The sequence below is a fragment of the Stenotrophomonas indicatrix genome (assembly GCF_002750975.1).
Classification (GTDB): domain Bacteria; phylum Pseudomonadota; class Gammaproteobacteria; order Xanthomonadales; family Xanthomonadaceae; genus Stenotrophomonas; species Stenotrophomonas indicatrix.
This window is the reverse complement of sequence record NZ_PEJS01000001.1, coordinates 2,906,955-2,930,837: the sequence shown is the minus strand read 5'-3', so window position 1 is coordinate 2,930,837 and position 23,883 is coordinate 2,906,955. Positions and strand designations below refer to the sequence as shown.

General features: G+C 66.6%; 22 protein-coding genes. 14 read left to right on the top strand and 8 right to left on the bottom strand.

Translation table 11 applies throughout. The annotated features are described in order from the left end of the window. Nucleotides 1–65: 65 nt before the first annotated feature. Entirely contained in the window at nucleotides 66–1,205 is a 1,140-nt protein-coding gene (locus tag CR918_RS13625) for a DUF3103 family protein (RefSeq protein ID WP_165780905.1), read from the top strand. Nucleotides 1,206–1,546: 341 nt separating this feature from the next. Here the strand turns inward: CR918_RS13625 and CR918_RS13620 are convergent, their stop codons facing one another. Both CR918_RS13620 and CR918_RS13615 read right to left on the bottom strand, forming a co-directional pair. Then, complete coding sequence (locus tag CR918_RS13620; RefSeq protein ID WP_099843281.1) at nucleotides 1,547–1,771, bottom strand: YbdD/YjiX family protein; 225 nt, start codon at nucleotides 1,769–1,771, stop codon at nucleotides 1,547–1,549. Further along, nucleotides 1,771–3,852, bottom strand: coding sequence for a carbon starvation CstA family protein (locus tag CR918_RS13615; RefSeq protein ID WP_025877093.1), 2,082 nt, complete (start codon nucleotides 3,850–3,852; stop codon nucleotides 1,771–1,773). Before CR918_RS13615 ends, CR918_RS13620 begins: the two co-directional genes overlap by 1 nt. Nucleotides 3,853–4,121: 269 nt before the next feature. Here CR918_RS13615 and CR918_RS13605 point away from each other — a divergent pair, with 269 nt between their 5' ends. Beyond that, a complete protein-coding gene (locus tag CR918_RS13605) occupies nucleotides 4,122–4,973 on the top strand; it encodes a pirin family protein (protein ID WP_032977239.1) in 852 nt (283 codons plus the stop codon). Nucleotides 4,974–5,168: 195 nt separating this feature from the next. Here CR918_RS13605 and CR918_RS13600 read toward each other — a convergent pair whose 3' ends face one another. The 4 genes from CR918_RS13600 to CR918_RS13580 all read right to left on the bottom strand — a co-directional run bounded on the left by CR918_RS13600 (nucleotide 5,169) and on the right by CR918_RS13580 (nucleotide 10,224). Beyond that, complete coding sequence (locus CR918_RS13600; RefSeq protein WP_025877096.1) at nucleotides 5,169–5,627, bottom strand: hypothetical protein; 459 nt, start codon at nucleotides 5,625–5,627, stop codon at nucleotides 5,169–5,171. A gap of 196 nt (nucleotides 5,628–5,823) precedes the next feature. Then, nucleotides 5,824–6,543, bottom strand: a complete 720-nt coding sequence (gene aqpZ / locus CR918_RS13595) for an aquaporin Z (RefSeq protein WP_032951977.1) — start codon at nucleotides 6,541–6,543, stop codon at nucleotides 5,824–5,826. Nucleotides 6,544–6,664: 121 nt separating this feature from the next. Then, entirely contained in the window at nucleotides 6,665–7,528 is an 864-nt protein-coding gene (locus CR918_RS13590) for a pirin family protein (RefSeq protein WP_099786112.1), read from the bottom strand. Nucleotides 7,529–8,160: 632 nt separating this feature from the next. Continuing rightward, nucleotides 8,161–10,224 (bottom strand): 3-hydroxyacyl-CoA dehydrogenase NAD-binding domain-containing protein, encoded by a 2,064-nt coding sequence (locus CR918_RS13580; RefSeq protein WP_025877101.1) that lies wholly within the window; start codon nucleotides 10,222–10,224, stop codon nucleotides 8,161–8,163. Between the two features lie 235 nt (nucleotides 10,225–10,459). On the opposite strand from CR918_RS13580, the gene rpoE reads away from it, so the two are divergent. From rpoE to recO, 9 genes are all read left to right on the top strand, one after another. Then, nucleotides 10,460–11,080: an RNA polymerase sigma factor RpoE gene (gene rpoE / locus CR918_RS13575; protein WP_025877103.1), complete on the top strand. Its 621-nt coding sequence runs from the start codon at nucleotides 10,460–10,462 to the stop codon at nucleotides 11,078–11,080. Then, nucleotides 11,077–11,952 carry a sigma-E factor negative regulatory protein gene (locus CR918_RS13570; RefSeq protein WP_099843277.1) on the top strand — a complete coding sequence of 292 codons (876 nt, stop codon included), beginning with the start codon at nucleotides 11,077–11,079 and terminating at the stop codon, nucleotides 11,950–11,952. The genes rpoE and CR918_RS13570 overlap by 4 nt, the downstream gene beginning before the upstream one ends. Nucleotides 11,953–12,028: 76 nt before the next feature. Continuing rightward, nucleotides 12,029–13,567 carry a DegQ family serine endoprotease gene (locus CR918_RS13565; RefSeq protein ID WP_099843275.1) on the top strand — a complete coding sequence of 513 codons (1,539 nt, stop codon included), beginning with the start codon at nucleotides 12,029–12,031 and terminating at the stop codon, nucleotides 13,565–13,567. Between the two features lie 184 nt (nucleotides 13,568–13,751). Beyond that, on the top strand, nucleotides 13,752–15,545 hold the full coding sequence (gene lepA, locus CR918_RS13560; RefSeq protein ID WP_162291979.1) for a translation elongation factor 4: 1,794 nt from the start codon (nucleotides 13,752–13,754) through the stop codon (nucleotides 15,543–15,545). 54 nt (nucleotides 15,546–15,599) lie between these two features. Next, the gene (lepB, locus tag CR918_RS13555; RefSeq protein WP_059064781.1) at nucleotides 15,600–16,394 is read left to right on the top strand and encodes a signal peptidase I; all 795 of its coding nucleotides are present in this window, start codon (nucleotides 15,600–15,602) and stop codon (nucleotides 16,392–16,394) included. Nucleotides 16,395–16,428: 34 nt separating this feature from the next. Then, nucleotides 16,429–16,812: a DUF4845 domain-containing protein gene (locus tag CR918_RS13550; protein ID WP_025877113.1), complete on the top strand. Its 384-nt coding sequence runs from the start codon at nucleotides 16,429–16,431 to the stop codon at nucleotides 16,810–16,812. Continuing rightward, nucleotides 16,802–17,482, top strand: coding sequence for a ribonuclease III (rnc, locus tag CR918_RS13545; RefSeq protein WP_025877115.1), 681 nt, complete (start codon nucleotides 16,802–16,804; stop codon nucleotides 17,480–17,482). Before CR918_RS13550 ends, rnc begins: the two co-directional genes overlap by 11 nt. Continuing rightward, complete coding sequence (era, locus tag CR918_RS13540) at nucleotides 17,479–18,375, top strand: GTPase Era (protein WP_025877117.1); 897 nt, start codon at nucleotides 17,479–17,481, stop codon at nucleotides 18,373–18,375. The genes rnc and era overlap by 4 nt, the downstream gene beginning before the upstream one ends. A gap of 18 nt (nucleotides 18,376–18,393) precedes the next feature. After that, entirely contained in the window at nucleotides 18,394–19,113 is a 720-nt protein-coding gene (recO, locus tag CR918_RS13535) for a DNA repair protein RecO (RefSeq protein ID WP_099843273.1), read from the top strand. Nucleotides 19,114–19,676: 563 nt separating this feature from the next. Here recO and CR918_RS13530 read toward each other — a convergent pair. Then, a complete protein-coding gene (locus tag CR918_RS13530) occupies nucleotides 19,677–20,399 on the bottom strand; it encodes an Hpt domain-containing response regulator (protein ID WP_025879186.1) in 723 nt (240 codons plus the stop codon). A 128-nt stretch (nucleotides 20,400–20,527) separates the two neighbouring features. Here CR918_RS13530 and rlmD point away from each other — a divergent pair, with 128 nt between their 5' ends. Then, a complete protein-coding gene (rlmD, locus tag CR918_RS13525; RefSeq protein WP_032977094.1) occupies nucleotides 20,528–21,862 on the top strand; it encodes a 23S rRNA (uracil(1939)-C(5))-methyltransferase RlmD in 1,335 nt (444 codons plus the stop codon). Between the two features lie 60 nt (nucleotides 21,863–21,922). Here rlmD and CR918_RS13520 read toward each other — a convergent pair whose 3' ends face one another. Continuing rightward, entirely contained in the window at nucleotides 21,923–22,543 is a 621-nt protein-coding gene (locus CR918_RS13520) for a hypothetical protein (RefSeq protein ID WP_099785016.1), read from the bottom strand. A 94-nt stretch (nucleotides 22,544–22,637) separates the two neighbouring features. Here CR918_RS13520 and CR918_RS13515 point away from each other — a divergent pair, with 94 nt between their 5' ends. Together CR918_RS13515 and CR918_RS13510 are read left to right on the top strand one after the other, a co-directional pair. After that, entirely contained in the window at nucleotides 22,638–23,123 is a 486-nt protein-coding gene (locus CR918_RS13515) for a CYTH domain-containing protein (protein WP_025879183.1), read from the top strand. Between the two features lie 48 nt (nucleotides 23,124–23,171). Then, nucleotides 23,172–23,879 carry a DsbA family oxidoreductase gene (locus tag CR918_RS13510; RefSeq protein ID WP_099843271.1) on the top strand — a complete coding sequence of 236 codons (708 nt, stop codon included), beginning with the start codon at nucleotides 23,172–23,174 and terminating at the stop codon, nucleotides 23,877–23,879. Nucleotides 23,880–23,883: the final 4 nt, after the last annotated feature.

Sequence of the window (23,883 nt, the reverse complement as noted above, 5' to 3'; positions counted from 1 at the left end):
GCGTGCGTCGTAGCGTGGGAAGCTCCTGCCGGCGTTGCCGGCGACGTTCGATGGGGCCGTCGATGATGAAGCAATGGAGGTTTCGGGTTTCCGCACTGGTGCTGTTGCTGGCCAGCACGGGGGCCTTCGCGCAGGGGCCGGTGAGGGCCGGCGGCGCCGATGTGCAGGTGCTGACCGATGCCGGTGCGCGCGAGGTGGCGGCACTGATCGCCCAGCCAGGGTTCGCCGATGCAGTGCGCAGCTCGCTGCATGCGGCGCCGGAGCAGGGCGTGCCGGTGCAATCGTTGATGGGCCGTTTCGATCCGCAGGCGCAGACGCTGGCCAGTGCATCGCTGGCTGCTGGCGATCGCCAGCTGCGCCAGCGCAAGGGGCTCCCGGCACAGGGGCAGGGGCTGCTGCAGCTGCGTGCGTACGTGCCCGAGGGGCACTCGCTGGCGGCCATCAATGCGCATCCGCTGTGGGTGGCCAGTCTGCCGCGTGGCAATGATCGCGACTGGACCACGATCACCGCCTACGACGCGCAGGGCCGCGCGCATGTACTGGATGCGAAACGTGCCCCGGACTTTCCGGTGCTGATCGTCGACGTCGACACGCGGCGTGCCGTGCAGGAGGGCATGGCCCTGGTCAATGCGGGGCTGAAGGCCCGCGGCCTGCAATCGCCCGAACGCATCCAGCTGTCGGCTGACGGCACGCAGGCGTCGCTGGATATCACCCGCCTGGACCGCATCCGCCTGGCGGACGACCAGGAGCCCTGGGCGCTGGGGGCAGCCGAGGTGTTCGCTGTTGTTTCCGGTCTGCAGGTGGGCGCCACCGCACCGGAGATGGTCACCGTCGACATGCCGTACCTGGACTACGACGGTACCGACTACACCCCGCAGCAACCGCTGATCATCTGGGGCAACTATCGCTTCAACGCCGCCAACGTGCAGCTGTTCGAAGATGACGGCGATACCAACTATCAGGAGCTGCTGGTGGCGCTGAGCAACGGCGTCAAAGCCGCACTGGGCGCCTTCGCCCCTGAGTATGCCGTCATCGCCGACATCGCAGGCGCGATCCTCAAGGCCATGCCCACGTCGTGGTTTGCCAACGACATCGACTATATCGACAGCTACTACCTGTTGCAGCGCGGCCAGGCCTACCAGGACCGGATGGGAGCGGCCAACAACGCCAAGGTCACCCTGACCCCGATCACCCTCACGGAATAGTCCCGCCGGGCGGCGCCCGCAACCGCCATCCCCGGATTGATCCCATCGGCATCCACGAACAAAAAGGGGCCTGATCCGTTCTCCAGGGAAAACGGATCAGGCCCCGGATGATTCGCACCGTCACCGTAAATCTGTCAAAGGTGGGGCGGTGTTGGATTGCGGGGTGTCAGCCGCATGGATGCGGCTGCCAAGCCTACAGGGACGTACTTGCGGCGTCCCCGCAATCCGACACCGCCCCGCCAAACCCACAGAACCCCAGAGCCGACGCTCCAGCAGTTGCGGTTGCCGTTGCCGTTGCCTCTGCGGGCGCCGGGCTGCAAGCCCGGCACCCACCGGGAACCTCAGCAGCAGCGACCCCCGTTCTTGCCGCTGTAACGCGCTTCTTGGCGCTCACGGAAGAACGTCTTGTAGTCCATCGGTTCCTGATCCGGATGCTTTTCCAGCATGTGCCGGACGTAGTTGTCGTAATCAGGAATGCCGCAGCACAGCCGCGCCGTCTGCACCAAGCGCCGCCAGATGCGGCGGTGCGCCTGGTACTGCCCCACCGGAACCAGTTGCGTACTCATTACAGGTCCACCATTTCATGCGGCTTCAGCGCCACGTAAGGGGTCTCGCGGTCGCTGCGCTGCGGATTGCGGCGCGCTGCCACGATCGTCTTGATCGAATACACCAGCACAGACGCCACCACCAGCAGGAACAGCGCGGTCAAGCCGGTGTTGACGTAGGCGTTGACCACGATCTGCTGCATCTGCGCGACCGACTTCGCCGGTGCGGTGATGGTGCCGCTGGCCAACGCGTCCTGGAACTTGTGTGCCTGTGCCAGGAAGCCCTGCGCCGGATTGCTGTCGAAGATCTTGATGAAACCGGCATAGGTGGTGCAGATCAGCAGCCACACCGCAGGCACCGCGGTGACCCACGCGTAGCGGTCACGCTTCATCTTGAACAGCACCACCGTGCCCAGCATCAGCGCGATGCCCGCCAGCATCTGGTTGGAGATGCCGAACAACGGCCACAACGTCTGGATGCCCCCGAACGGATCGACCACGCCGGTGTACAGCAGGTAGCCCCACAGCGCCACGCAGCCGGCAGTGCCGATGATGTTTGCAGTCCAAGACTCGGTCTTCTTCAGCGCCGGCACGAAATTGCCGAGCAGGTCCTGCAGCATGAAACGACCGGCACGTGTGCCCGCATCCACCGCGGTGAGGATGAACAGTGCTTCGAACAGGATGGCGAAGTGGTACCAGAACGCCATCATCGCGTCGCTGCTGCTGGGGATCGCCTCATGCAGGATCTGCGCGATGCCCACCGCCAGGGTGGGTGCACCACCGGCACGATGCAGGATGGTCGGCTCACCGATCGCTGCCGCCGTGGCGGTCAGCTGTTCGGGGGTGATGGTGAAGCCCCAGGTATTGGTGATGTAGTGTGCGGCCGAGGCGGCATCGGCACCGATCACCGCCGCCGGGCTGTTCATCGCGAAGTAGATGCCCGGATCGATGATCGAGGCCGCCACCAGCGCCATCACGGCCACGAACGATTCCATCAGCATGCCGCCGTAGCCGATGTAGCGCATGTGCGCTTCATTGGCCAGCAGCTTGGGCGTAGTGCCCGAGGAGATCAGTGCATGGAAACCCGACACCGCGCCGCAGGCGATGGTGATGAACAGGAACGGGAACATGCCGCCCTTCCACACCGGGCCGTCGCCGCTGGCCGCGAACTGGGTCAGCGCCGGCATCTTCAGTTCCGGCATCACCACCAGGATGCCGATGGCCAGCGCGATGATCGTGCCGATCTTCAGGAAGGTCGACAGGTAGTCGCGCGGTGCCAGCAGCAGCCAGACCGGCAGCACCGAGGCGACGAAACCGTAGCCGATCAGCATCCAGGTGATCTGGGTGCCGGTGAAGGTGAACGCCGGGCCCCAGGTCGGGTCTGCCGCCACCTTGCCACCGAACCAGATCGCGGCGAGCAGCAGCACCAGGCCCACCACCGAGATCTCACCGATCTTGCCCGGCCGGATGTAGCGCATGTAGACGCCCATCAGGATCGCGATGGGCATCGTCGCGATCACCGTGAACATGCCCCACGGGCTTTCCGCCAGTGCCTTGACCACCACCATCGCCAGCACGGCCAGGATGATGATCATGATCAGGAAGGCACCGAACAACGCGATGGTGCCGGGCACCTGGCCCATTTCCTCGCGCACCAGGTCACCCAGTGAACGGCCGTTGCGGCGGCTGGACAGGAACAGGACCATGAAGTCCTGCACCGCACCGGCCAGCACCACGCCGACCACCAGCCACAGCAGGCCGGGCAGGTAGCCCATCTGCGCGGCCAGCACTGGGCCGACTAGCGGGCCGGCACCGGCAATGGCGGCGAAGTGGTGGCCGAACAGCACGTGCTTGTTGGTCGGTACGTAGTCCAGGCCATCGTTGTTGATCACCGCCGGGGTGGCCCGGGTCGGATCGAGCTGCATCACCTTGTCGGCGATGAACAGGCTGTAGAAGCGGTAGGCGACCAGGTACAGCGATACCGCCGCGACCACGATCCACAACGCGTTGATGTGCTCACCGCGCCGCAGCGCAACCGTGCCCAGGCAGAACGCGCCGAGCAGGGCGAGGGCCGCCCAGCCTATTTTGGAAAAACCTTTCATGAGGTGCTCTCTCCCGGAAAGACAGGCAAAGAGTCCCGCGTGCCCCTGGCAGGGTCAATGTGCACGGGACCATTCGGCGGTAGTACTTTGGTCGTACATGGGTGTGGCAGGTGGCGATGTTCCTTCGCAGCCGACAACGCAGGCGGTGCCGGCGTGCGGACATGACGTGCGGCGAACACCAGGGATGGAACAATCGGTTGCGACGGCATCCATTGGCGTTGCGCGCTGCAGCGTCCATTTTTAGCGGCATCCATCCAACAGGAGTCACCATGAGCCTTCCCGAGCCGGTCCGCGTCCTGCGTACCATCCGTGGCATGCCCACCTCCGACGGTGCCGGTGTTCGCCTGACCCGGGTCATCGGCGGCCCCTCGCTGCCCGACCTCGATCCGTTCCTGCTGCTCGACGAATTCGGTACCGATCGCGCCGAGGACTACATCGCCGGTTTCCCCGAGCATCCGCATCGTGGTTTCGAGACCGTCACCTACATGCTCGATGGCCGCATGCGGCATCGCGACAATCACGGCAACGAGGGCCTGCTGACCCCGGGCAGCGTGCAGTGGATGACGGCCGGCCGTGGCCTGGTGCATTCGGAGATGCCCGAGCAGGAAAGCGGGCAGATGCGCGGCTTCCAGCTGTGGGTGAACCTGCCGGCGCGCGACAAGATGACCGCGCCGAAGTACCAGGAATTCGCTCCCGAAAAGATCCCGGTGGTGCAGCCGGCCGAAGGCGTGCAGGTCAAGGTGATCGCTGGCACGGTCGAGGGCACGGCGGGGCCGATCGCGCAGCCGGCGACCGATCCGCTGTATCTGGACATTGCACTGGAGGCCGATCGTGCCTGGACCTACTCCCTGCCCGAAGGCCACAACGCGTTCGTCTATGTGTTCGAAGGCGGGTTGACGGTGGGCGAGCAGGATGCGGCGCGCGACGTGGCGCGGCAGGAACTGGCGGTGCTGGGCGGCGGCGAGCAGCTGCATCTGTCGGCAGGCAGCGACGGCGCGCGTTTGATCCTGGTGGCGGGTCGTCCGTTGCGCGAGCCGGTGATGCGTCATGGCCCGTTCGTGATGAACACCCGCGAGGAATTGATGCAGGCCTTCGTCGATTTCCAGGAAGGCAGGTTCTGAGGTCGCGCTGCTGGCCATGCCCACAGCGCATCGGTAGCGCCGGGCCATGCCCACAGCACATTGGTAGCGCCGGGCCATGCCCGGCGGATGTCCAGAAGAGCCGATACGGCCGAAAGCCGCCGGGCATGGCCCGGCGCTACCGATGCATCGGGTGGAAGTGCGGGAATGCTGCCAGGCAGTCATCCCCGCAGCGCCTCAGCGGCCGTCGGCCACGGCAGAGGGCGTCAGGTTCATGCCCTGCGCAAGCTGCTGCAGCGTGCCCAGTTCCTGGGAACTGTCGGGATACAGCGCGATCTGCGCGTAGCGGCCCTTGTCCAGCTTGACCACGCTGATGCGGCGCTCGGCATAGCCCGGCGGCTGCTGGCCGCCCAGATCCGGCTGGTACCAGTACATCGATTCACCGGCAAAGCTGCCTTTTTCCTGGCGCAGCGAGCGGGTCAGCGGAATGCCCGGATCGCGCTGGCTGAGCATCAGGCTCAGTACTTCGCGCCCGTCACTGGTGGCCGCGCGGCAGACCAGGAAGCCGGACTGTGCCTGCTGCTGCCATTGCAGGCCGCTGCTGGCGGGCAACGAAGGACAGTCGACCGGGGCCTGCGCGCAGGCAGACGCCGCAACGAACAACAGGCTCGACAGAACAACAGGCGCGAACTTCATGCATCCCCCAAGGTGGCGTGTCGTTGGCACCGCCGGTGACACCGGCGGTCGAGGCATCCCATCCCCGGATGCCGTCCTGCCCGGCGAAAGCACGGGCGGATGACCAGACCTTAACGGAACGTGAGCGATCGCACAAATCGCGGTTACATCCGTAACCATTGCGGCCGAGGGTCGGCCGCAATGGCACGGTCATGGCTCAGCGGTCGTTGCCGATCCACTTGTAGATGATGCCGCCGATCGCACCGCCCAGCAGCGGGGCGACCCAGAACAGCCATAGCTGGCCGGTTGCGCCACTGCCGGCGAAGAAGGCCACCGCCGTGGAGCGGGCCGGGTTCACCGACGTATTGGTCACCGGAATGCTGATCAGGTGGATCAGGGTCAGGGCCAGGCCGATGGCCAGCGGCGCGAAGCCCGCCGGCGCCTTGCCATGGGTCGCGCCCATGATCACGATCAGGAACACCGCCGTGAGCACCACTTCGCACAGGAACGCGGCCGCCACGCTGTAGCCACCAGGTGACAGCGCGCCATAGCCGTTGCTGGCGAACGCGCCGGCCTGGCTGCCATCAATGGCGAAGCCGCTGGCACCGGAGGCGATCTGCAGCAGGATGAAGCCGGCCAGCAGGCCGCCGGCCACCTGCGCGATGATGTAGGGCACCAGATCCCGGGTCGGGAAGCGCCCACCGGCCCACAGGCCCACGCTGACCGCTGGATTGAAGTGCGCACCGGAGATATGGCCGAACGCGTAGGCGCCGGTCACCACGGTCAGGCCGAAGGCCAGGGCCACGCCGAGGAAACCGATACCCAGCGGATTGCCGTCGCCACCGAACTTGGCGGCCAGCACCGCACTGCCACAGCCACCCAGAACCAGCCAGAACGTGCCGAGGAACTCGGCGGACAAGCGTTTACCCATGCTCATGTGTTGCACTCCTTTGACGGTCTAAAGTGTGATTTATGTCACATTTCAGTGATCAGCGGGTGACTGTAGCGTCAACGCCGGGTGCAGGGATACACCTTCGGATGTGTGCAACACGCGATGCTCAGTACTGGGGCAGGGGAATGAATTCCTTGTCGTCGCCGGGAATGGTGCCGAAACGTCCGGCTTCCCAGTCGTGCTTGGCCTGCTCGATACGTTCCTTCGAGCTGGAAACGAAGTTCCACCACAGATGGCGCGGGCCATCCAGCGGTTCGCCGCCGAACAGCATCGCCTTCACCGGCGTCTTCGCCCGCAGGCGGCCGCGCGCACCGGCTTCGGGAAGCACCAGGTGCTGGGCGGGAATGTCCACACCATCCAGCTGCGCTTCGCCTTCGAGGATGTACAGCGCACGTTCGCGGTGGCCATCATCGATGTCGATCTCTGCATCCGGGTCCAGGTCGATCGCCACGTTGAGCGTGTCGGCGAACACCTTGACCGGCGACTCCTCGCCATAGGCGCGTCCGGCAATGACGCGCAGCCAGGCGCCGTTGCGGCGCTGCTCGGGCAGGGTGGCGGCGGCATGGTGGTAGAAGGCCGGTTCGATTTCCTCATGCGACTTCGGCAACGCAACCCAGGTCTGCATGCCGTGGATCGGGTTGTCATGGTCGCGGTCCGGTTGCGGCGTGCGCTCGGAATGGGCGATGCCGCGGCCGGCGGTCATCCAGTTGACGTCACCGGGACGGATCACCTGGTCCGAGCCCAGCGTATCGCGGTGGCCGATGGCACCGGACCAGAGGTAGGTGACGGTGGCCAGGCCGATATGCGGGTGCGGGCGCACGTCGATGGCGGTACCGGGGTGCATGAGTGCCGGGCCCATCTGGTCGACGAACACGAACGAACCGATGCTGCGGGCCTGCAGGGTGGGCACGGCGCGGCGCACTTCCAGGCCGCCGATGTCGTGCACGCGCGGGGCGATGATGGTGGTCATGCGGGCGTTCTCGCTGGCAGGGATCAAGGCGGTCAGCATCGCATGCGGTGGTGGCGGTGACATTCCCCGTCCGGGTAACAGGTTGTTCCAGCCAACGGCGCAGCCCCTCGTGGCTGTGGGTTGGTCGCTGAAGGCAAAAGCAGAAGCCGCGCTTGGCCGGGCGGGTGGGTGGCGCAGGACACGCCGTAAACCCGTCCATGGGGGCTCGATGGCGCCATCCATGGCGCCAACGGTCCTGCGCCACCCACCCGCCCGGCCTCTGACGGTTTCCGTGTGCTGTTCAGCCACGGAGAAGAAAAAAGAAAATCAAAATCAAACTCAAACGCCGGTCGCTTCGCTCGCATCCACGCATGGCGTGGACCAAGCGTGTCGACCAAGGTCGACACCTACCAGCTCCCGAAGGTCACCGACCGTCACCGGGAAACTGTCAGGGGTGGGGCGGTGTGGGTTGGCAGGACCGTTGGCGCCATGGATGGCGCCATCGAGCCCCCATGGATGGGTTTACGGCATGTCCTGCCAACTCAGATCGCCCCGTCCAACAAACAGAAAAGCCAGAGCCGGCTGTTGCTCCGGCTCTGGCTTTTGCTGTGGATTGAAACGCGAGTGCCGGGCCGCAGGCCCGGCTGATCACATCAAACCACCGGTTCGCGCAGTACCGGGTTGTCCCAGCCCGGGCGCGGTGCGAAGCGGTCACCGTGGCGCTGCTGCAGCGCCTTCAGGCGCTCCACGATGGCATCGGCACCCACCGCACGGATGTGCTGGATCGGACCGCCGCGGAACGGTGCGAAGCCGGTACCGAAGATCACGCCCGCATCCAGCAGGTCCGCGTCGGCCACCACGCCTTCGTGCAGGCACGCCACCGCCTCGTTCAACAACGGCAGGATCAGGCGATCTTCCAGATCGGCAGGCGCCTGATAGTCGCGCGCCACGTCCGGCTTCTTGGCCCGGCCGTTCTCCCAGGTGTAGATGCCCTGGCCATCCTTCTTGCCGCGCTTGTCCGGTTCCACCGTCTGCAGCGCCGCCGGAATCTGCAGGCCCAGGAACGGGGCCAGTTCCTTGCCCACGCCAGCGGCCACGTCCAGGCCTACGGTGTCGATCAGTTCGATCGGGCCCATCGGCATGCCGAACTTCACCGCCGCCTTGTCGATCACCGGGCCCGGAATGCCTTCAGCGTATGCGGTGGCCGCTTCCAGCATGTACGGGAACAGCACGCGGTTGACCAGGAAACCGGGCGTGCCGGCCACCGGCACCGGGAACTTGCCCAGCGCCTTGCAGAAGGCTGCCAGGCGACGCTCGGTTTCGGCCGCCATGCCGTCGTGATGGATGATCTCCACCAACGGCATCTGGGCCACCGGGTTGAAGTAATGCAGGCCGGCGAACTGCGCCGGGCGCTGGATGTGATCGCGCAGCTCCACCAGCGGAATCGACGAGGTGTTGGTGGTCAGCAACGCGTCGAGCTTCATCTTCGGCTCCAGCGTCTGGTACAGCGCACGCTTGGCTTCCGGGTTCTCGATGATCGCTTCGATGACCAGATCGGCCTGCGCCACGCCATTGCCTTCCAGGTCCGCACGCAGGCGCGCGGCGACGGCCGGGCGCTTGCTCTCGTCACGCACCTTCTTGGCGAACAGTGCCTGTGCACGTTCCATGGCCGGGTCGATGAAGCGCTGCTCGCGGTCCTGCAGGGTCACTTCAAAACCCTTGTAGGCGGCCCACGCAGCAATGTCACCGCCCATCACGCCGGCACCGACCACGTGCACGTGGCGGATGCCGGAATCGCCACCGCCCAGGCCCTTCAGGCGTTCGGTGAGGAAGAAGATGCGGATCAGGTTGCGCGCGGTCGGCGTGCTGGCCAGCTTCACTACGGCGCGTCGTTCGGCATCCAGGCGCGCCTGCACCGGCTTGCCGCCGCTGCGCTGCCAGGTGCTGATCAACGCATACGGTGCCGGGTACTGGTCCTTCTTCGCCTTGCGTGCGACCTGCTTGACCATCTGCGGGGCCAGCAGCTGGCGTGCCGGCCAGGTATTGGTCGCCCAGGCCAGCGCGCGCTGCTTGAACGGGCGGGTGGTGCCGGACAGTGCCAGCGCCACGGCGGTGTCGAGCACGACGGCCGGTGCCACCACCTTGTCGACCAGCCCGATGCCGCGTGCGGCCGAGGCCGACAGCGTGCGTCCGGTCAGCATCATGTCCATCGCCGCCGGTGCGCCGACCAGCTGCGGCAGGCGCGCGCTGCCACCCCAGCCCGGGAAGATGCCCAGTTGGGTTTCCGGCAGGCCGATGCGGGTGGAACTGTCATTGGATGCAACGCGATAACGGCAGGCCAGAGCCAGCTCGGTACCGCCGCCCAGGCAATGGCCATGGATGGCGGCCACGGTCGGGCAGGGCAGTTCTGCCAGCTTCTGGTAGGTCGACTGGCCGCGGCGGATGGCGTCGTTGACGGTGCCGCGGCGATCGAACTCCTGGAACTCCTTCAGGTCGGCACCGGCGATGAAGCCTGCCTTCTTGAGGGACTGGATCACCACGCCCTTCGGTGGGTCCATGGCGATGCGCTCCAGCAGGTCGCCCAGCTCCAGCAGCACATCCTGCGACATTGCGTTGACACTGCTGTCCTGACGATCCAGAGAGAGGACCACCACGCCATCGTCGCGGATCTCGGGGTGCCAGTGGCTGAAGCGGAGACCATCGAAGCTTGAGAGCATGGACGTTCCATCCGGTTGTGTATGGAGAAGGGGGCTATGATCCAGAGGTTGTTTCCCCCGCGTCAAATCCCAATAGCAGGGGTGTGGCGCCCCGGATCGCAGGCCTTGGACCGGAACGTTAACGGAACGGTGGTTAAAAGCTGGTGCGGCGCCAGGTGATCGGCGACTGAACTTTTCCCGGGATTGGCAGTCTCATTGCCCGACGTCGGTTGGGCTGACAGGAGTGCGGCCCCTCATGGCCGATGTTGATACACCTCAGGAGCTGGATCTGGAACTGGTCCGGCGCGTGCAGCACGGCGAGAGTGCCGCCTTCGATGTCCTGGTGCGCAAGTACCAGCATCGGGTCGTGGCCCTGGTCGGTCGCTACATCGCCGACTGGAGTGAATGTCAGGACGTGGCCCAGGACACTTTCATCCGTGCATACCGTGCGATTGGAAGCTTCCGCGGCGACGCCCAGTTCTCAACCTGGTTGCATCGGATCGCCGTGAACACCGCCAAAAACCACCTGGCTTCGCACAATCGCCGCCCGCCGACCGATGACATCGACATCGGCGACGCCGAGCAGTTCGACAGCGGCACGCGCCTGCGCGACACCGATACGCCCGAGCGCGAGTTGATGCGCCAGGAACTGGAACAGACGGTGATGAAGGCCGTCAACGCGCTGCCGGAAGAACTCCGGTCGGCGATCACCCTGCGCGAGGTGGAAGGCCTGAGCTACGAGGAAATCGCGCAGAAGATGGGGTGCCCGATCGGCACCGTGCGTTCACGGATCTTCCGGGCGCGCGAGGCGATCGACACCGAACTCCGGCCGCTGCTGGACATCGGCAGTGCCACCCGCGAGAAGAGCCGTATATGACCCGCATTCCGAACAACGAATCGCACAACCACCAGTCTCCCGCCGGGCAACGCCTGGACGAACGCCATCGCCAGCAGTTGTCGGCGCTGGTCGACGGCGAGCTGGGGGCAGACGAGGCGCGCTTCCTGGTGCGCCGCATGGAACACGATCCGGAACTGGCTGGCTGCCAGGAACGCTGGCAGCTGCTGGGTGATGTCATGCGCGGCCAGGCGTCGCTGCTGGCACCGGCCGGTTTCAGTGCCGCCGTGGCTGCCGCCATCGCCGCCGAGCCCGTACCGCTGGCCGAGCCGAAGCGTCAGGCCCGCCGTAGTGGTTGGCGTGCATGGGGCGGCGGTGCGCTGGCCGCTTCGGTTGCCGCCGTAGCGCTGTTCGTCGGCCGCGAAAAACTGCAGGAGGCGCCGCCGGTGGATGTCTCCGCACCGCAGGTGATCGCCAGCCAGGCGCAGTTGCCGCCGGCATCGGAGCAACCGGCTGCCGTCACCGAGGCGTCGGTGGACACTGCTGCGATGGCCGTGGCCAGCGTGCCGGCGGTGGCCATGGCCGCCGCCAGCCGTCGCCAGGATGTGCGCCGCGCCAGCGCCACCCGCAGCCAGCAGGCCGCACGCGTGGCCCAGCGCGATGACGTACCGCTGCGCGCGGTTGCCAGCCAGGCGCCGCTGACCCCGACCATGCCCGCCGGTAGCGCGCGCAATCTGCCCTTTGGCGAGGTCGGCAACCTGCAGGCACGGCCGTGGCCGCGCTCCAGCCTGGCGCCCGCCGCCGGTGGCGCCCTTAATGCCAGTTTCCCGGCCCATGCCGGTGGCGCTGCGTTCTATCCGTTCGAGCCACGCCTGCAGGACGACCTGCCGGCGTCGCAACGCCCGCGCGACTGAGCCGGGTACCGTTCCACGCCCCGCCGTCGGCGGGGCGCTTCTTTCCCTTTCCATCCGACCCGGAGGTTGCCGTCCGATGACTCCCCGACTCCGCACGCATGCCATTGGCCTGTTCGCCCTGACCCTGCCGCTGGTGGCCTGTGCCCAACCGGCGGCGCCTGCCGCCCAGCCGCAGGCCGCCGCCGCTGCTGCGGCCCCACGCGCACCGGCGCAGCCGTTGGTCAGCGGTCTGCCTGACTTCACCAACCTGGTTGAGCAGGTCGGCCCCGGTGTGGTCAACGTCGACACCACCATCGTCCGCAGCAACCGCCAGGCGCGGGGCGGCATGGGCCCGGGTGATGACGAGATACCCGAGTTCTTCCGCCGCTTCTTCGGCCCGGATTTCCCGATGCCCGGGCAGGGCCCTGGCGGGCCGGACGGCGGCCCCAGCATCAAGGGCCGCGGCATGGGCTCGGGCTTCATCATTTCGCCTGACGGCTACGTGCTGACCAATTACCACGTGGTCGCCGACGCCAGCGAAGTGAGGGTCAAGCTCGGCGATCGTCGCGAGTTCACCGCCAAGGTGATCGGCAGTGACCAGCAGTACGACGTCGCCCTGCTGAAGATCGACGGCAAGAACCTGCCGACCGTGCGCGTGGGGGATTCCAACAGCCTGAAGCCCGGTCAGTGGGTTGTCGCGATCGGCTCGCCGTTCGGCCTCGACCACTCGGTTACCGCTGGCGTGGTCAGTGCCCTCGGCCGCAACACCGGTGGGCCGGACCAGCGCTATGTGCCGTTCATCCAGACCGACGTGGCGATCAACCAGGGTAATTCCGGCGGCCCGCTGCTGAACACCCGTGGTGAAGTGGTCGGCATCAATTCGCAGATCTTCTCGGCCTCGGGTGGCTACATGGGCATCAGCTTCGCGATCCCGATCGATCTGGCGATGAGCGCGGTCGAGCAGATCAAGAAGACCGGCAAGGTCACCCGTGGCCAGCTCGGCGCGGTGGTGCAGGAAATCGACGGCTTGAAGGCGCAGGCGATGGGCCTGCCCGACAGCCGCGGTGCGCTGGTCAACCAGATCGTGCCGGACAGCGCTGCGGCCAAGGCCGGGGTCAAGATCGGTGACGTGATCCGCACGGTGAACGGTGCGCCGGTCAACAGCTGGTCCGATCTGCCGCCGCTGATCGGTGCGATGGCACCGGGCAGCCGCGTCACCCTGGGCGTGATCCGCGATGGCAAGCCGCGTGACCTGAGCGCGACCCTGACCGCTCTGGCCGAGGACGCGCAGGGCAATGCCCGCAGCCCGTCCGCAGGCAATGACACGGCGGCTCCGCAGGCCGGCGCCAATGCCCTGCTGGGGTTGGACGTTGCCGACTTGACTGCGCCGCAGCGCAAGCAGCTGGGCCTGGAGGCGGGCGAAGGTGTCCGCATCACCGCCGTGAAGGGCGAGGGCGCCCGTGATGCCGGCCTGTCCGGGGGCATGGTGATCCTGCAGGTGGCCAGTACCCCGGTCGGCAGCGTTGAAGCCCTGAACCGCGCGCTGTCCGGCTACAAGAAGGGCGATGTGGTCATGCTGCTGGTCCGTACCGGCAGCGGCAACAGCGCCTTCGTCGCGGTCAAGGCCGGCCCGTAACAACCGATGGCCGCCTTCACGGCGGCCCTCGTGGTGTCCCCGAAGCCCCGCCCTGGCGGGGCTTCGGCCATTCCGGGGCCGTGCCGGCAGGCTAACCACGCGGCTGCCCTCCGGGCATGCGATAATCGACCGTTACCCTGACGACGCCGCGCGCCGCCGCCACCTCTCTATGTCCTCTGATTCGATGCGGAACATCCGCAACTTCTCCATCATCGCCCACGTCGACCACGGCAAGTCCACGCTGGCCGACCGCATCATCCAGCTCTGTGGCGGCCTCCAGGCCCGCGAGATGGAAGCGCAGGTGCTCGACTCCAACCCGATCGAGCGCGAGCGTGGCATCACGATCAAGGCGCAGTCGGTGTCGCTGCCGTACGTGGCGAAGGACGGCCAGACCTACCACCTGAACTTCATCGACACCCCCGGCCACGTCGACTTCTCCTATGAAGTCAGCCGCTCGCTGGCCGCCTGCGAGGGCGCGCTGCTGGTGGTCGATGCGGCCCAGGGCGTGGAAGCGCAGTCGGTGGCCAACTGCTACACCGCCGTGGAGCAGGGGCTGGAAGTGGTGCCGGTGATCAACAAGATCGACCTGCCCACCGCCGATATCGAGCGCGCCAAGGCCGAGATCGAGGCCGTGATCGGCATCGATGCCAGCGACGCCGTGCCGGTCAGCGCCAAGACCGGCCTGAACGTGGTCGACGTGCTGGAAGCGATCGTGCATCGCATTCCGCCGCCGGTGCCGCGCGATACCGACAAGCTGCAGGCGCTGATCATCGACTCGTGGTTCGACAACTACCTGGGCGTGGTCTCGCTGGTGCGCGTGATGCAGGGCGAGATCAAGGCCGGCGACAAGCTGCAGGTCATGTCCACCGGCCGCAACCACCAGGTCGACAACGTCGGTGTGTTCACCCCCAAGCGCAAGGTGCTGCCGGCACTGCGCGCGGGCGAAGTGGGCTGGGTCACCGCCAGCATCAAGGACGTGCACGGCGCGCCCGTCGGTGACACCCTCACCCTCGCTGCCGACCCGGCGCCGAAGCCGCTGCCGGGCTTCCAGGAAATGCAGCCGCGCGTGTTCGCCGGCCTGTTCCCGGTCGATGCCGAGGATTACCCGGACCTGCGCGAAGCGCTGGACAAGCTGCGCCTGAACGATGCCGCGCTGCGCTTCGAACCGGAAAGTTCCGAAGCGATGGGCTTCGGTTTCCGCTGCGGCTTCCTCGGCATGCTGCACATGGAAATCGTGCAGGAACGCCTGGAACGCGAATACAACCTGGACCTGATCAGCACCGCGCCGACGGTGGTGTATGAAGTCCTGAAGACCGATGGCACGATCATCAACATGGACAACCCGGCCAAGCTGCCGCCGGTGAACCATGTGCAGGAGATCCGCGAGCCGATCATCCGCGCCAACGTGCTCACCCCCGAGGAGTACATCGGCAACATCATCAAGCTGTGCGAAGAAAAGCGTGGCAGCCAGCTCGGCATCAACTACCTGGGCAGCCAGGTGCAGATCAGCTACGAGCTGCCGATGGCCGAAGTGGTGCTGGACTTCTTCGACAAGCTGAAGTCGGTCAGCCGTGGCTATGCTTCGCTGGACTACCACTTCGTGCGCTTCGATGCAGGTCCGTTCGTGCGCGTGGACGTGCTGATCAATGGCGACAAGGTCGATGCGCTGTCGCTGATCGTGCACCGCAGCCATGCCGATCGTCGTGGCCGCGAGCTGTGCGAGAAGATGAAGGACCTGATCCCGCGCCAGCAGTTCGACGTGGCCATCCAGGCCGCCGTCGGCTCGCAGATCATCTCGCGCACCACGGTCAAGGCCATGCGCAAGAACGTTCTGGCCAAGTGCTATGGTGGCGACGTTTCGCGCAAGAAGAAGCTTCTGGAAAAGCAGAAGGAAGGCAAGAAGCGCATGAAGCAGGTCGGCCGCGTGGAAATTCCGCAGGAAGCCTTCCTGGCCGTGCTGCAGATGGACAACAAATAAGCCCCGAAACCGGCCTTCGGGCCGATCGTCCGGTGACGTTGCAAAGGACCCTGAATGAAACTGTTTGAGATCCTCCTGGTCGTGCTGACCCTGGCCTCCGGCCTGATCCTGCTGGCCGACAAGCTGTACCTGGCCAAGCGTCGCGCCCAGCGCGCCGGCCTGCTCGACACCGAGCCGGTGCTGGTGGACTACTCGCGAGCGTTCTTCCCGGTGCTGGCGATCGTGCTGATCGTGCGCAGCTTCATCGCCGAGCCGTACAAGATCCCGTCCAGCTCGATGATGCCGAACCTGCTGATCGGCGATTTCATCCTGGTCAACAAGTTCTCCTATGGCCTGCGCCTGCCGATCACCAATACCCGCTTCGTGCCGGTCGGCGATCCGGCCCGCGGTGACGTGGTGGTGTTCCACTTCCCCGGCCATGGCGACAACGACCCGGCCAAGGGCGAGAACTTCATCAAGCGCGTGATCGGCGTGCCGGGCGACACCATCGTGTTCGAAGGCGACGGGGTGATCCTCAACGGCGAACCGCTGAAGTACGACAACAAGGGCATCTACGCTGGCCACAAGGGTCAGGGCGAGGGCGCCAACCTGCTGGTCGAGCACCTGCCGGGCCGCACCCACACCGTGCTGGAGACCGATTATCCGCGTGGCCAGGGCCAGTGGACCGTGCCGGCCGGCAAGTACCTGGTGATGGGCGACAATCGCGACAACAGCGACGACGGCCGTTTCTGGGGCCTGCTGCCGGAAGAGAACCTGCGCGGCAAGGCATTCCTGATCTGGCTGAACTGCCAGGGCTGGTTCTGCAAGGACGGCTTCGAACCGTCGCGGATCGGCTCGAGCATCAACTGACTTCACATCCACTCGCGTATCTGGGGAGAACGCAATGAAGACGATGAACACGCAGCGCGGCATGACCCTGACCTCGTTCCTGACGGTCCTGATCGTGGTTGGCTTCTTCCTCTACATCGGCATGAAGCTGTTCCCGATGTACCAGGAGTATTACGCGGTGCGCTCGGCGATGAAGAGCCTGGCCAAGGAACCGGGCATCGGCAGCATGGCGCCGGCCAACATCCAGGAACTGTTCTTCAAGCGGCTGTACATCAACTACTCGGACAACGTGAAGCCGGCCAACGTCAAGTTCGACCGTCGCGACAATGGCTGGACCCTCAAGGTCAACTACGAAGTGCGCCGCCAACTGGTCGGCAACCTGGATGTGGTTGGTAAATTCGATTCTTCCCAGGACCTGACCCGTAGCGGTGCCGAATAAATCTTTCCAACGTGAAGACCTGATCGGTCATGCCTTCCGCGATCCAGACCTGCTCAAGCAGGCGCTGACCCATCGCAGTGCCGGCGCGCCGCATAACGAGCGGCTGGAGTTCCTTGGCGACAGCATCGTCAACATGATGGTCGCCGAGGCGTTGTACCTGCGCTGGCCCAAGGCGGACGAAGGCGCGATGACCCGCGCCCGCGCCGAGCTGGTCCGCGAGGGTGCGCTGGCGGTGATCGCGCGGACCCTGCAGCTGGGTGACCGGCTGACGATGGGCCCCGGCGAAATGAAGTCCGGCGGCCATCGCCGCGACTCGACCCTGGCCGATGCATTCGAGGCCGTGGTCGCGGCGATCTACCTGGATGCCGGCTTTGAAGCCTGCCGGGCGATGGTCCTGCCCTGGTTTGCCGCCTCGATGGAGGCGCTGCCGGCCACCGGGCGACCGGAGAAGGACCCCAAGACCCGCCTGCAGGAATGGCTGCAGGGCCGACAGAAGGCGTTGCCACAGTACGAACTGGTGTCAGAATCCGGTGACGACCACGCCAAACACTTCCGGGTACGCTGCAACGTAGCCGACCCCGCCGCCAGCACCGAGGGCGAAGGCTCCTCGCGGCGGATTGCCGAACAACAAGCGGCTGCGGCCGTCCTTGAACAACTGGATTCCAAGTGAGCGAACAAACTCCCCATCATTGCGGCAGCGTCGCCGTCATCGGCCGCCCCAACGTGGGCAAATCGACCCTGACCAATGCCTTGGTCGGGGCCAAGGTCAGCATCGTGTCCAACCGGCCGCAGACCACCCGTCACCGCCTGCTGGGCATCGCCACCTACCCGGAAGGGCAGCTGGTGCTGGTCGACACGCCCGGCCTGCACAAGGTGCAGAAGCGGGCGATGAACCGGGTCATGAACCGCGCTGCCCGCGGCTCGCTGGAAGGCGTCGACGCCGGCCTGCTGGTGATCGAAGCCGGTCGCTGGGACGAAGAGGACAGCCTGGCCTTCAACGTGCTGCGCGACGCCGGTATCCCGGTGGTGCTGGTGGTCAACAAGATCGACCGCATGAAGGACAAGGGCGCACTGCTGCCGTTCCTGCAGGAAGTGACCGCCGGCCGTGATTTCTCGTCGGTGCATCCGATTTCGGCGCAGAAGCGCAACGGCCTGGAAGCCCTGGTCCGTGACGTGCTGGCGCTGTTGCCGGAAGCCCCGCCGATGTTCGGCGAAGACGAGATCACCGACCGCAGTCAGCGCTTCCTGGCCGGCGAACTGGTGCGTGAACAGCTGATGCGCCAGTTGGGCGAAGAGCTGCCGTACGCCACCACGGTGGAGATCGAGCGCTTCACCGAGGACGGCAACCTGCTGCGCATCGGTGCGGTGATCTGGGTCGAGCGCGAAGGCCAGAAGGCGATCGTGATCGGCAAGGGCGGCACCCGCCTGAAGGAGATCGGGGCCAAGTCCCGCCTGCAGATGGAGCGTCTGTTCGGGGCCAAGGTGTTCCTGGAAACCTGGGTGCGCGTGCGTGAGGGCTGGTCCGATGACGAGGCCGCGCTGAAGGCCTTCGGCTACGAATAAGCCGCGACGGTCGCTTCGATGCTGATCGAGGACGACACCGGCTTCGTGCTGCATGCGCGGGCCTATCGCGAGACCAGCCTGCTGGTCGAGGTATTGAGCGCCGAGCACGGCCGGATCGGCCTGCTCGCGCGCGGTGTTTCCACGGCCAAGGGCCAGGTGCTGCGAGCGGCCCTGCAGCCACTGCAGTGGATCCGCTTCAGCGCGCTGCAGCGTGGCGAACTGGCCCAGCTGCGCGGTGCTGAGGCGCTGGATGTGGCGCCGCGCCTGCTCGGCCAGGCCATGCTGGCCGGGTTCTATCTCTGCGAGTTGACCCTGCGCCTGGCACCGCGCCAGGACCCGCTGCCGGAGTTGTACCTGGCCTTTGGTGAGGCGCGTGCGCGCCTGGCCGTGGGGGCCGGATTGGCCTGGACCCTGCGCCGTTTCGAACGCGAGCTGCTGGCGGCGCTGGGCGTGGGTTTCGATCTTGAGACCGCCAGCGATGGCCAACCGATCGACCCGGCCGCCCGCTATGAACTGGACCCGCAGGAAGGACCACAGCGCCTGCTCAGCGAGCGCGGCGGCGAGCGTCGCGCAGCGGCTACCGGTTCGGCACTGCTGGCCCTGGCAGCAGACGACGAACCGGGCGCAGCCGATCTGGCCAGCCTGCGCCTGCCGATGCGGCGGGTGCTGGCCCATCACCTGGGCGCGCGCGGGTTGAAGTCGTGGGAGATGCTGGAGCAGCTGACACCCCGGCGGTGAGGGGTGTTCGGCAGGGCTTGCCGCCCTGCACCTGCCGAATCAACGTCAACGGCAACAGCTGGCTATCCGTGGGTAGGCGGGGTGGGTCCGGTAGCGGGGGACGCCGTAAACCCATCCCTGGGGGCTTGGCCGCGGCATCCATGCCGCGGACACCCCCGCAACCGGACCCACCCCGCCTTCGACAATTGTCCGCGAGCTGTCGGAACGGCTTCCGCCTCTGGTAGGTGTCGACCTTGGTCGACACGTAGATCCACGCCATGCGTGGATGCTCTTCGATCCAATATCGAAATATTCGATTTCGATGGAGATTCATCCACGCATGGCGTGGATCTACCAGCCGTCATACGGAATCTGTCGGGAGGTCGGGCGGTGTGGGTTGGCAGGACCGTTGGCGCCATGGATGGCGCCATCGAGCCCCCAGGGATGGGTTTACGGCGTGTCCTGCCAACCCACACCGCCCCGCCCAACAAGCAGAAGGCCAGAGCCGCTCTGGGTGTGGCCTTTGGTGTTGCTCTGGCTTGAAAGCCTCTGCAGGTGCAGGGCGCAGCCCTGCCGAGCAACCCTCAGTGCAGCAGGGCAGCCACCGCCGCGCGGAACCCCGCCTGTGCCTGCCCCGATTCGGGCGTGTGATGCAGCTGCCGTACCGCACGTGCCAGTCGCGCTGCACCCACGAACCCGCAGCTGGCCTGCAACCGGTGCAGCTGGCTGCGCAGCTGGCGCTCGTCATGCTGGTCCACGGCCTGTTCGACCGCATCGCGCACGCCCGGCAGTTCGGCCAGGAACAGCTCGCGCAGGGCGATCAGGTGGTTGCGTTGGCCATTGAGCGCGGCCAGGGCGGCGGTTTCGTCCCAGTCCTCCAGGGCCAGCTCGACCGCCGCCGGCGGCACCGTGGAACCGGCGGGGCTGTTGACCAGCGCACGACGGACCGCCTTCAGCAGTTGGTCGCGGCCCAGCGGTTTGACCAGGGTGTCGCTGAAACCCGCCTCGCGCAGGCGGGCGTGAATGGCAGCATCGCCGTCGGCGGTATGCGCCAGCGCCGGGGTGTCCGGGTGCGAGCGGCGCAGCTGGTGCAACAGCTGGGCACCATTGCCATCCGGCAGGTTGACGTCGATCAGCCACAGATCGTGGGCACCGGGCTCGGCGCGCGCCAGGGCGCTGGCCAGTGAGTCGGCGGTATCCACATCCGCTGGTAACGTTTCCAACGCCGCTTTGAAAAAACCGCGGCTGATGATGTCGTCCTCGACAAGCAGGAAGCGGGGTCGACTGGCCCGCGGGGTCATCTGCATCAGGGCTGCCTCCATGTCAGCTGGGGTCAATCATCAAGCACGGCGGCGGCGGGCGCAAGCGGCCAGCGGCCCCGCTGGTCAGGATCTGCGACAATACGCCCCCACTTTTGCCCGCAGCCTGTTGCCACGTGGCCCGATCCCGCTCCCGCATCGACCGTACTCCCTTCCAGACCGAGATCCTCGACCTCAGCCATGATGGTCGCGGTGTTGCCCGCCGTGAAGGCGAGGGCGGCAAGGTCACCTTCATCAGCGGCGCCCTGCCGGGCGAAGTGGTGATGGCCGAACAGACCGCCCGCAGCCGCCACTTCGATGAGGCGCGCACGGTGGAAGTGCTGCAGGCCTCGCCGCAGCGGGTGACCCCCAAGTGCCCGCATTTCGGCACCTGCGCCGGCTGCGTGCTGCAGCACCTGGACGAAGACCAGCAGATCGTCGCCAAGCAGCGCGTGCTGATGGACAACCTGGAGCGCATCGGCCATGTGAAGCCGGGCACCGTGCTGCCGCCGCTGGTGGGTGACAGCTGGGGCTACCGCCGCAAGGGCCGGTTCTCGGTGCGCCGGGTCGAGAAGAAGGACAAGACCCTGGTCGGCTTCCGCGAGCAGGACCCGCGCTTCGTCGCGGACCTGCAGCAGTGCCTGACCGTGATCCCGGAAATCGGCACCAAGGTGGAGGTGCTGTCGACCTTCATCGAATCCCTGGATGGCAAGCGCGACATCCCGCAGATCGAGTTCATCGCCGGTGACCAGGCCGTGGTGCTGACCGTGCGCCACCTGCAGCCGCTGAGTGATGCTGATCGCGCCGCCTGGGCGGCCTTCGGCCAACAGCACGGCTTTGTCATCTACCTGCAGTCGGGCGGCGTGGATACCGTGCAGCCGCTGGACGGGCAGGGCGTGGCGCTTTCGTTCCGGCTGGCGCCGTGGGATGTCGAACTGGCGTTCCGTCCGCTGGATTTCATCCAGGTCAATGCCAAGCTCAACGAGAAGATGATCGCCCACGCGCTGGACCTGCTTGAACCCGGTGCCGACGAGCGCGTGCTGGACCTGTTCTGTGGCCTGGGCAACTTCACCCTGCCGCTGGCGCGCAAGGTGCGCGAAGTGGTGGGCGTGGAAGGCGATGCCGGGCTGGTGGCGCGTGCGCGTGAGAACGCCGAGCGCAACGGGCTGACCAACGCGCAGTTCTACAGCGCCGACCTTACTCAGGACCAGCGCAGCACGGCCTGGATGCGCCAGGGCTTTGACAAGCTGCTGCTGGATCCGCCGCGTTCGGGCGCCATCGAAGTGCTGCAGCAGCTGCCGTTGAAGCAGTTCAAGCGCATCGTCTATGTCAGCTGCCATCCGGGCTCGCTGGCCCGCGATGCAGGCTATCTGGTCAACGAACAGGGCTTCACCCTGGTCAGCGCCGGTGCGATGGACATGTTCCCGCATACCGCGCACGTGGAAAGCATCGCGGTGTTCGAAAAGCGCTGATGCCTGCAGCGCCGGGGGCTGCCCGGCGCCTGCCTTGCCGCTTGCAGGCAGGCAATGCGGTCAGTCGGCCGGGGCGTTCTGCCACTGGCCGTCCACGCGCACGAAGGCCATGGACTGCTCGCCATGCTCGCTGCCGTCGCCGGCGCGCACGGTGCATTCGATGGCGGCCCTGTCGCTGGCGACCTCGCAGTTCCTCACGTCCTGCACCTGCAGGGTGCCGGCAGCCTGTTCGAAGCGTGCGCGCAGGGCTGGGTCGGCCTGCTGCTGCGCCTGCCCGGCGATCCGTTCCCGCAGCAGCACCTGCACTCTTTCGCGGGGCGGTGCCGGTACGGGCACATTGCGCTGGTCAGGCAGTGCCCACGCGCCATCCACCAGCGCCAGCCGCAGCAGCTGTGGTCGCGAGTTGATGCCTGCGCTGGCGGTGGCGATGCAATCGACGGCGTCGCCGGCCTCGGCGGGGGCACAGCTGTCCAGGGTCTGCAGACGGGGCCGGAACGTCTCGGCAACCAGGCGACTGCTGTCGCTGGCGGGGCGATCGGCAACGGCCTGGTCGAACATCCGGTCCATCGCAGCCTGTGCCTGCTGCAGCGAAGGTACGGTCGCCGATCCGGCGCTGGCAACGGCGCACGGCAGCAGCGCCGACAGGGCAAGACAGCGACGAAGGCGATGGGAAAGCGTCATGAGCGACCATTCCATGGTTGGGGGGCCGCGCAGTGTAGTCCTGCCCGTCGCCGCGCCGATAGGCAGCGTCTGGCGTGAGCCGCATACTGTGCCCATGGGCATCGAAATCGAACGCAAATTCCTCGTCACCCATGATGGGTGGCGCACTGCCGCGCACCGGGTCATCCCGATGGCGCAGGGCTACATCAACGATCTGGGCGCGCTCGACCGCGGCACCCAGAACGCGTCGGTGCGGGTCCGCATCGAAGGCGACAAGGCCGCGCTGAACCTGAAGTCGCGCACCCTGGGCCATACCCGGCAGGAGTTCGACTATCCGATTCCGGTGCAGGATGCGCGCGACCTGCTGGCGCTGTGCGTCGGCGGCCTGATCGACAAGCGCCGGCATCTGGTCGAGTACGCCGGCCTGACCTGGGAAGTGGACGAGTTCCTCGGCGACAACGCCGGCCTGGTGGTCGCCGAAGTCGAGCTGGACAGCGCCGACCAGGTCATCGACCTGCCGGACTGGATCGGCGCCGAAGTGACCGACGACGCCCGCTACTACAACGTCGCTCTGGCCAGCCGCCCCTATTCACAGTGGTGAAACCCTCCGTCCCCTTTTTTCGAGGGTGTCGGCCCCCATGTCGGGGGGATGAGAATCGACATCTACTCCGACGTGGTCTGCCCCTGGTGCTGGATCGGCAAGCATCGCTTCCAGCAGGGTGTGCAGTTGCTGGGCGCCGATGCGCCCGAACTCGAGATCCACTGGCAGCCGTTCCAGCTTGACCCCGATGCGGACGCCACCCCGGTGCCACTGCGCGAGGCCTATGTGCGCAAGTTCGGCGGTGCCGAGCGCACCGAGCAGATTCTGGGCCAGACCCAGACCGCTGCGCGGGCCGAGGGCCTGCCGATGGACTTCAGCCAGGGCCAGGTGCGGGTAACCACGCTGCCGGCGCATCGCCTGTTGTGGCTGGCTGGCCTGCACGGCGTGCAGGAGGCCGTCGGTGAGGCGCTGTTCCGCGCCCATTTCGAGCATGGACAGAATCTGGCCGACCCGGCGGTGCTGGTCGCGGCCGGCGCCGCCGGTGGCCTTGCCGCAGACGAGATCCAGCAGATGCTGGCCGGCGATCGTGGCCAGGCCGAGGTGGAAGCGGGCCTGGCACAGGCCCACGCACTGGGTATCTCCTCGGTGCCCACCTTCGTCATCGACGGCCGCTGGGCGGTTTCCGGAGCCCAGCCCCCGGAAGCCTTCGCCAACGCGCTGCGCCAGATCGCCGCCGAGCAGGCGGCAGGGCAGGGCGCGGAGGGTGCCCCGGACGGCGGCGACGACGCCTGCGGCGCGGACGGCTGCAAGGTCTGACCGA